Below are 8,554 nucleotides of genomic sequence, written 5' to 3' on the forward strand. Positions count from 1 at the left end.
ACGTTTCACGTTGTTTGTTTCGTTCAGTTTTCAAAGAACTACTTAGTCGCTCATTTGCGACTTCCTTATGTTAACATTTTCATCTTTCAATGTCAACTAAGTTTTTCATTTCGTTCGTCGCTTTCGACGTTATTGTCATCGGCGACTTGTTCTATATTACACCTCTATACTCTAATCGTCAATACCTTTTATCCTTTTTATTTTATAAATTATGAAGGGTATTTTTATACTTCTTCCCTAAAGATTAATAAACTAGCACAGTCCCTTTCATAATCGACAGTTTATACTTTCTAAAGAATGAATATCAAGCCAAACAAATATATATTAAAAGTAGCTTTTTTATTTAGACTTCTCTCTAGAAATTATAAATACACCATACATTTACTAAAAATCTAATTAACCTTAGGAGGCGTTATGAAATGCATGTTAATAAGAAAATCATTTATGTATCCCATGATGCCCATTTCCACGGAGCACAGCTGCTTTCTTTACATACTATTAAAGCTCTCAAAGAAAACTTTCATTACTCCGTCGCAATTATTTCTATTGGAACGGGCATTTTAATCCACGACTTTCAAAAGTATGGTCCTGTTTATTGCCTAGAGGAAGACTACCCAACGAACGAAAAGATCGAATCATTAATAAAAAAGTTATTAACACAAGACTATACCATCGCCATATGTAGTACCGTCATAAGTGGTGACATAGTTGCATTACTAGCTAAACATAATATAAAAGTTATTTCATTAATACATGAATTGCCGCATTTAATACAACAGTACTCTGCTGAGGGAAAAGCGAGAAAAATTGCCGAGTCTGCTCACAAAATTGTCTTCCCTTCACAATACGTGTATGAAAAGTTCCGTACAATCACCCAATTAGATCATCAAAAGTGCCACATCCTCCCTCAAGGTTTGTTTAACCACAATCCTTATAAGAACAATATTGCAAAAGCGAGAAACGAATTACGAAAAAAACACAACCTGCCTCTAGATAGCAAAATCATTTTGGGGGTAGGCTTCGCTGATCATCGAAAAGGGATAGATTTATTCTCACTTATTGCTTACTCAGTAAGAAAGATTCATAAAAATATTCATTTTATCTGGGTTGGGAAAACAGATGTTCATTTTTTAAACACGCTATCACCAAGATATACAGCACATTTTACATTAGTGGATCCTACTCCAGATATCGGTTTATATAACGCTGGGGCTGATTTATATTTATTAACTTCAAGAGAAGATCCTTTCCCAAACGTGGTTTTAGAAGCATTAGATACAAAACTCCCTGTTATAGGGTTTAAAAACGCTGGAGGTTTTGAAGATGTTGTTACGGAACAAACTGGCGCATTAGTAGACTATTTAAACTTACCGATGATGCTGGAAAAAATATACGAATTTATCGGGGATGAAGATTTACGATTACAAAAAGGGACCTTTGGCCAAGAACTTATTGAAAAAAATTTCAACTTTCTTCATTACATTTATCAATTATTAAACTTGCTTGAGCATAATTATAAAAAAATAAGCGTCATTGTACCGAACTATAATTACGAAAAATACTTATCCGAACGAGTTAAATCAATATTAAATCAAACCTATCCCCTTTACGAACTAATTTTCCTAGACGATGCCTCTACTGACAATAGCGTATCTATATTTGAAAAGCTGCTCTCAAACGAAAATAAACATCACCTGAAAATTCAGCAGATTATTAATGATAAAAACTCTGGTTCTGTATTTAAACAATGGATAAAAGGTGTCACTGCAGCAACCGGTGATTATATTTGGATTGCCGAGGCCGATGACTTATGTGATCAGACATTTTTAGAAGAAGTAATACAAGGTTTTCATATAGATAGTGATGTTGCCTTAAGCTACACACAATCAAAACAAATAGATGAACAAGGAAATATATTGGCCAATCATTATTTAGATTACACAAATGATATTGATAAAGAAAAATGGCAGAGTTCTTATGTGCGAAAAGGGATAGATGAAATACAAGATACGTTACTTATCAAAAACACCATACCTAATGTCTCAAGTGTAGTTTTTAAAAACATAGATATAAAAACAACAGCAAAACAATTGGAACAGTTTAAAATAGCCGGTGATTGGTTTTTCTATGTTTCTATCCTTAAAGAGGGGAACATTTATTTCAATCCAAAACCTCTAAACTATCATAGACGACATACAAATAGTGTAACGAGAGCAGAAGATTCATATTCCCATTACAGTGAAGTTGTACAAATGCAGAATTTCATTAAAGAAACCTTTACTATCGACGACATTTCAAAAAAGAAAATGTACGCATATCGAAAGTATCTTAAAGCATATTTGAAGATTTAATTATATATTTTCTTTATCATCAGTATCTCTTGTAAGACATTACTATTATTTAAGGAGGGTTACTCTTTGAAAGAATTTATAGAGGCAAATAAAGATTTGATTTCTCAAATTGCACAGAACTACAATGTAAATGCAAGTATCCATCCGGAGGATCATATCTTTCAATTCCTAGTCACGAATCCAGTCTTTCCGTCTAAAAAAGAAGCAATAGATTATTATTTTAAAGATGGAAGAAAATCAGCAGAAACACTCTTAGATTTAATGACTTCCTTTTATCCTCCTGTAGACACTCCAATAAAATTATTAGAATTCGCATCCGGATATGGCTGCGTAACACGCCATTTATTAAACTTACAAACGAACTTACATATAACTACCTGTGATATACATGAAGAGGCTATTAGTTTTATTGAACGCACACTAAATATTTCATCTATCTTATCTCACCCTGAGCCTGAACAAGTAAAATTATCGTCTACGTATGATATCGTTTTTTGTCTATCCTTTTTTTCTCATATGCCTGATACAACTTGGTTTCGTTGGCTGCAAACATTGTATAACGCTGTTTCACCTGGTGGTTTATTCATTTTCACAACCCATGGCTATCAAAGCAAAAAATACTTCGGGTTTCCAGATTTAAATAAACAGGGTTATTGGTTTCTTCCCTCTAGTGAACAACTGGATTTAGATGTGCATCAATACGGGCAAACGATCGTTAGTCCCTCTTACGTATGTGACAAAATTAAATTATTACCTTATAATCCTATCATCAAAAAATATACTGAAGGTTTTTGGTGGGAACATCAAGACCTTTGGGTAATACAAAAAGAAATAAAATAATAAACCATGCTCTACTTATACAGAAGTAGGGCATGGTTTATTATTTTTTACTATATAAGAACTCTTCAATCCATAGCTTATTTAATCTAATTCCACTTTTGAAATCCACTTTCGGTTCCCAATTACATTCTCGTCTTACCCTATCTATATTTAAAATGATTTTTTGAACATTTTCTTGCTTTTGTTTATAGCAGATAAAGTCCACTTTTCTTTCTGTTAATTTCTCCAATTCTACTATAATTCGTTTTAAAGAGAGACCCTTGCCGCTGCCTATGTTATACACACAAGATTTCAAGCGATTTAATTGTGATAGTTGTATAGTGATTTCCACTAAATCATCGATATAAATATAATCTCGAATAATCTCTTGTGGATCCCCATATATATTAATCTTTTCATTACTGAGATGCTGATACAAAAAACAGTTTATTGCTCCAACTTTCTTTAACGGGTTTTGATATTTTCCATATGGATTAGAATATCTACATACAACATAGTCCATTCCATACTTTTTCTTATAAAAGTACAAATAATTTTCAAGCGACACTTTTGTTATTCCATAAGGAGATAGTGGTTTTAATGGATGTTTCTCATCAATAGGTAAATATTCTGGTTCACCATAAACTGTGCCTCCAGAGGATGCTAATACAATTTTTTTAATAGGGAAACGTTTAACAGTTTCCATGAAATTAAGAAAAAAAAAGCTACTGTTCCTATCTCCAAAAACATCTTCAATTGAAGTTGTTACATTAGACGTTGCAGCTAAATAAATAATAATATCCACATTTACTAAAGCCTTATATATATCTTCAACATTTGCTAAATCACCTTTAATAAATTCAACATCACTTATAAGATTTTGAGGGAAATTATTTATATGCCTGGAAAATACTTTTACATTTTGACCTTGTTTCAATAAACCTAATGCGAGGTTAATACCAATGAAACTATTTCCACCTACTATTAAATAATTATTCTTCCCCATAATATCCTCTCTAATAATAAAATTTTTGCTTATCACACCTAGAAATACAAATAAATGAACTTGGACACTTTTATTACTTCTTTTCTTATAATTGTATGCCTCTTATACATTTTCATTATCTTTATTTTATATTTCCCTTTTAGAATCGCTTTCTTATTTAAGACGAAAGCAAAATACACTCATAATATTTACTCATTCTCATGAATATATTGGATTAATAAAAAATTCTCTTCTATACCCTTAAAAAAGGAGTGTTAAACTCATGAAAAATATAAATCAAAAGTTTTTAGAGTACATCATTCTACATAAAGATCGAATTCCGCATTTCCATAAGGATTTTCCCCTTATATTATTTTGGAGTCATAGAAGCGGATGTACCGCATTAGCTAATTGGTTCTTCTTTCAAATTGGATTATTTCCTGAAGCAAAGAAATACAATGATTTTATTCATTACTATGAATTCTGGGTATATAAAAATAACCCCAATTATATACAAGCGGTACATAACGGTCTTCTAGAAGCAAAAAAACATGTTTGTAAACTCGTACGAAATCCCTATAAGAGGGCCGTTAGCTCATTTTTATTACTTGCTGACAATCCTTATGCTAGTCCTCAATGGAATAGTATCCGAAAGTGTTTTTATAATGACAAGCATAGTAAACAAGGAATATCATTCAAACAATTTTTATATTACGTTCAAGCACTTGGTTCCAATTCCCAAGTAATAGATATGCACTTTAGTCAACAATACGTCCAAGGTGAAGAAGCCTTTATCCAACGCTATATACCTTTAGAAGATTTTAATAAGCAAATTCCCAAAATAGAAAACGAATACGGTTTGATTAAATCTGACCTAACCAAACTTACAAGTTCAGGTCATCATCGCGCTCACAAGATGGTTTATACAGGAAGCTATGCAGAACTTAGCATTACAGATGAAGCCTTTCCCCGATTTCCAACATACGCAAGCTTTTATGACAAAGAAACAATGGATCTAGTTACAGAAATATATGCAAAGGACTTTGAAATGTATCCATACACGAAAGGGATATTTTAAACCCCTACGTTTTTCAATGAATAAAAGCAAATGTATCGCATAGCATAAAGTGAAACTTTAATTAGCGTTGGGTTCTCCCCGCTAATTATTCCCTTCTACCAATCTTACTTTTATGGTTTCCCTAATTTCTACCCACTCTCTTTAGTTTCACATGTGTCTGATACTATCCATAAAGTTAGGGCATTTACGGGCAGTTCATCTCCCACCTAACTTTTTTGCTCCAGCCGGATTTTGGTTTGAGAGCATTACTGCCATGAAAATACTGGGGGATATACATTGCATTTTATACAGGAGGGATGTCATGTGGAAGGTAATTTGAAGCACAATAATGGCTACTGCGTTATTTGTGAGAAGGAAGCTACATTTATAGAGCATAATGATTGGCTTAGAGATCACTATTTATGTTCTACATGCCACTCTATACCGAGGCAACGAGCTTTAGTTCATGTCTTAAATACATTTTTTCCAAAATGGGGTTCCTATCATATCCACGAGTCCTCACCAGGAGGGATTACAACTCAACTACTGATGAAAAACTGTAAAAACTATACATATTCTCAATACTTTAAAAACTATCCTCTCGGTCAATACTTTCAAGGAATTAGATGTGAGAATTTAGAAAACATGACTTTTCAAAATGAATCTTTTGATTTATTCATTACGCAAGATGTCTTTGAACACGTAATGGAGCCAGGGAAAGCCTTTAAAGAAATAGAACGTGTCTTAAAGCCTGATGGCGCTCATGTGTTTACCGTCCCTTGGTACCATACACTCCCAAAGACTTTACAAAGAGCAAGAAACAATAAAGAAGGAATTGAGTATATGGAAGAGCCAATTTATCATGGAAATCCTATTGATGAGAAGGGGGCTTTAGTAACATTTGATTGGGGCCAAGATATGATTGAATATATTTATACACATGCAAATATGTATACAATTGTTTATTTACAAAAGGATAGATCACTAGGATTAGATGCTGAATTTCTACATGTTTTTATTAGTAAAAAACATAAATATAATTTTTAGGCATTATATAATTTGGAGGTTAACAAATGAATAACTTTAAGTTAGGAAATGATTTTGATAACCTTGTTAGTCCTCTTTCTGACGTTGAACTTCTAAATCTATTTATACAAAGTTGCTCGCAAACAAAGATAAATGGCATCCCAGTACCTATGTTCCCCTCTGAAGAAATTCAACAACAGTTTGTAGGAGCTTCCTATGAACATGCTCTTTATGAAGCATATTTGTTTTATAGCCATGTAAAAACATATGCCCAAAATTTAGGTGTTCCCTTGAATAAAGAACGTAAAATTTTAGACTTTGGTTGCGGATGGGGAAGAATTATACGCTTTTTTTTCAAAGATGTTCGTGATGAAAATTTACTTGGTATTGATGTAGATCCCGCAATGATTAACATTTGCAATGAAACGTTAGGAAGAGGAATATATAAAACAGCCAATCCACAACCTCCTGTAGAATTTATTAGTGACAATTCATTAGACATCATATTCGCTTATTCTGTATTCTCACATTTATCCGAAGAAACTGCAGAACATTGGATAAAAGAATTTTCAAGAATTCTTCGTCCAGGTGGCATCTTCATAGCCACAACACAAGCGCGCTATTTTCTCGATTACTGTCAACAATTCAAGGAACACCCTGAATTCATTCAAACGGGTTGGCATAAAACTTTATCACAAGCTTTTCCAGATATAAATCGGGCCATCTCGGATTATGAAAGCGGTAATTTTGTCCACAGTCCTACAGGAGCGGGAGATGTTAGAAATAGTAGCTTCTACGGAGAAACGGTTATACCTAGAACTTATATTAAAAATCACTATGAGAAGTATTTAAAGCTACGGGACTTTTTTGATGACGCAAGCCGATTACCCCAAGCCCTATTTGTTCTCCAAAAAGATTAACTCTTTTCCTACATGGTAATGCGCATAATTTTATAATGAAAATCACTTTTCATCTCAGCCATATATTAAATCATACAAGATTCCTCTATCGAGCAAACTGTAAAAACGAATTCAATATGAAGCACAACAAAATAGTAAGTAAATAATCGATCTAGCGCTTTAAACTCGATTCAAAAAATCAAAAGTAACTTCCCCCCACTTTGAACTACAAAGAACATAAGGAGGATATACCTTGAAAATAATTGCTTTTTACTTACCGCAGTTTCATCAAATAAAAGAAAATGACAAATGGTGGGGAAAAGGTTTTACTGAATGGACAAATACTAAAAGTGCACGACCTTTATTTGCAGGACATTATCAACCTAGAGAACCTTATCAAGATTTTTATTATGACTTAACGGACCCATCCGTAAGAAAATGGCAAGCAAAAATTGCCAAAACACACGGCATATATGGTTTTTGTTATTACCATTACTGGTTTAAAGGGAAAAGACTATTGGAGACACCCTTTAATGAAGTACTTAAGACGGGCGAACCAGATTTTCCATTTTGCCTTTCTTGGGCAAATGAACCGTGGACAAAAACTTGGGATGGTCTTGATAGCCATATATTAATGCCTCAAAATTATGGAGAGTTATCGGATTGGAAAGAACACTTTGACTATTTATTACAAGCTTTCCAAGATGAAAGATATATTCGTATAGATGATAAACCACTATTCATTATTTATCGTCCTGGGCATATCCCTGACTGTGAGCAAATGCTTAATTACTGGGATACACTCGCACAAGAAAATGGTTTGAAAGGTATATACTTTGTAGAAACATTAAACAGCTTCCCACTTCCTAATATAAATGGGTTCGATGCTAGCATTCAATTCGAGCCTTTTTATACAATTGCTCATGATAGCTCTCCAGACATAAATAAGACAATATATGAGTCTGGTAAACAAATAAACGCTTGGGATTATGATAAAGTTTGGATGTATATACTAAAGCGATCTCCTCCAGAGAAAAAAACATTTCCCGGTGCCTTTGTTGACTGGGACAACACAGCACGTCGCAAAGACTTAAATAGCAGCATCTTCCTCGGTTCTACTCCTGAGAAGTTCACGATATATTTAAGTAAGCAAATCCATCGTACCTATTCTCTTTACAACAGCGAGTTTTTATTTATTAATGCGTGGAATGAATGGGCAGAAGGTACTTACTTAGAACCAGATAAAAAGCATGGATTCGCCTATTTAGAAGGAGTTAAACAGGCAATTAAGAGAGGTATGAAAGCATACAAAAAAGACGAGTCATTCTGACTCGTCTTAAAGTTGCTTGGCGACGTCCTACTCTCACAGGGACAAGGTCCCAACTACCATCGGCGCTAGAGAGCTTAACTTCCGTGT

General features: G+C 33.5%; 7 protein-coding genes. 6 read left to right on the top strand and 1 reads right to left on the bottom strand.

Going from position 1 to position 8,554, the window contains the following annotated elements; genetic code table 11:
* Nucleotides 1-419 precede the first annotated feature (419 nt).
* Together ACS2QP_RS27150 and ACS2QP_RS27155 are read left to right on the top strand one after the other, a co-directional pair.
* On the top strand, nucleotides 420-2,351 hold the full coding sequence (locus tag ACS2QP_RS27150; protein ID WP_438883009.1) for a glycosyltransferase: 1,932 nt from the start codon (nucleotides 420-422) through the stop codon (nucleotides 2,349-2,351).
* A gap of 66 nt (nucleotides 2,352-2,417) precedes the next feature.
* Nucleotides 2,418-3,191 carry a class I SAM-dependent methyltransferase gene (locus ACS2QP_RS27155; protein ID WP_000657497.1) on the top strand — a complete coding sequence of 258 codons (774 nt, stop codon included), beginning with the start codon at nucleotides 2,418-2,420 and terminating at the stop codon, nucleotides 3,189-3,191.
* Nucleotides 3,192-3,231: 40 nt separating this feature from the next.
* Here ACS2QP_RS27155 and ACS2QP_RS27160 read toward each other — a convergent pair whose 3' ends face one another.
* A complete protein-coding gene (locus tag ACS2QP_RS27160; protein WP_063535509.1) occupies nucleotides 3,232-4,176 on the bottom strand; it encodes an NAD-dependent epimerase/dehydratase family protein in 945 nt (314 codons plus the stop codon).
* Nucleotides 4,177-4,438: 262 nt separating this feature from the next.
* Here ACS2QP_RS27160 and ACS2QP_RS27165 point away from each other — a divergent pair, with 262 nt between their 5' ends.
* The 4 genes from ACS2QP_RS27165 to ACS2QP_RS27180 all read left to right on the top strand — a co-directional run bounded on the left by ACS2QP_RS27165 (nucleotide 4,439) and on the right by ACS2QP_RS27180 (nucleotide 8,467).
* Nucleotides 4,439-5,233, top strand: coding sequence for a sulfotransferase family 2 domain-containing protein (locus tag ACS2QP_RS27165; protein ID WP_000790060.1), 795 nt, complete (start codon nucleotides 4,439-4,441; stop codon nucleotides 5,231-5,233).
* Nucleotides 5,234-5,536: 303 nt separating this feature from the next.
* Nucleotides 5,537-6,259: a class I SAM-dependent methyltransferase gene (locus ACS2QP_RS27170; RefSeq protein ID WP_000398924.1), complete on the top strand. Its 723-nt coding sequence runs from the start codon at nucleotides 5,537-5,539 to the stop codon at nucleotides 6,257-6,259.
* A gap of 26 nt (nucleotides 6,260-6,285) precedes the next feature.
* Nucleotides 6,286-7,158 carry a class I SAM-dependent methyltransferase gene (locus tag ACS2QP_RS27175; protein ID WP_001058688.1) on the top strand — a complete coding sequence of 291 codons (873 nt, stop codon included), beginning with the start codon at nucleotides 6,286-6,288 and terminating at the stop codon, nucleotides 7,156-7,158.
* Nucleotides 7,159-7,390: 232 nt separating this feature from the next.
* Nucleotides 7,391-8,467: a glycosyltransferase WbsX family protein gene (locus ACS2QP_RS27180; RefSeq protein ID WP_000690964.1), complete on the top strand. Its 1,077-nt coding sequence runs from the start codon at nucleotides 7,391-7,393 to the stop codon at nucleotides 8,465-8,467.
* Nucleotides 8,468-8,554 lie beyond the last annotated feature (87 nt).

Origin of the sequence: Bacillus cereus group sp. Bce019 (genome assembly GCF_051781745.1) — a bacterium.
Taxonomy (GTDB): Bacteria; Bacillota; Bacilli; order Bacillales; family Bacillaceae_G; genus Bacillus_A; species Bacillus_A cereus.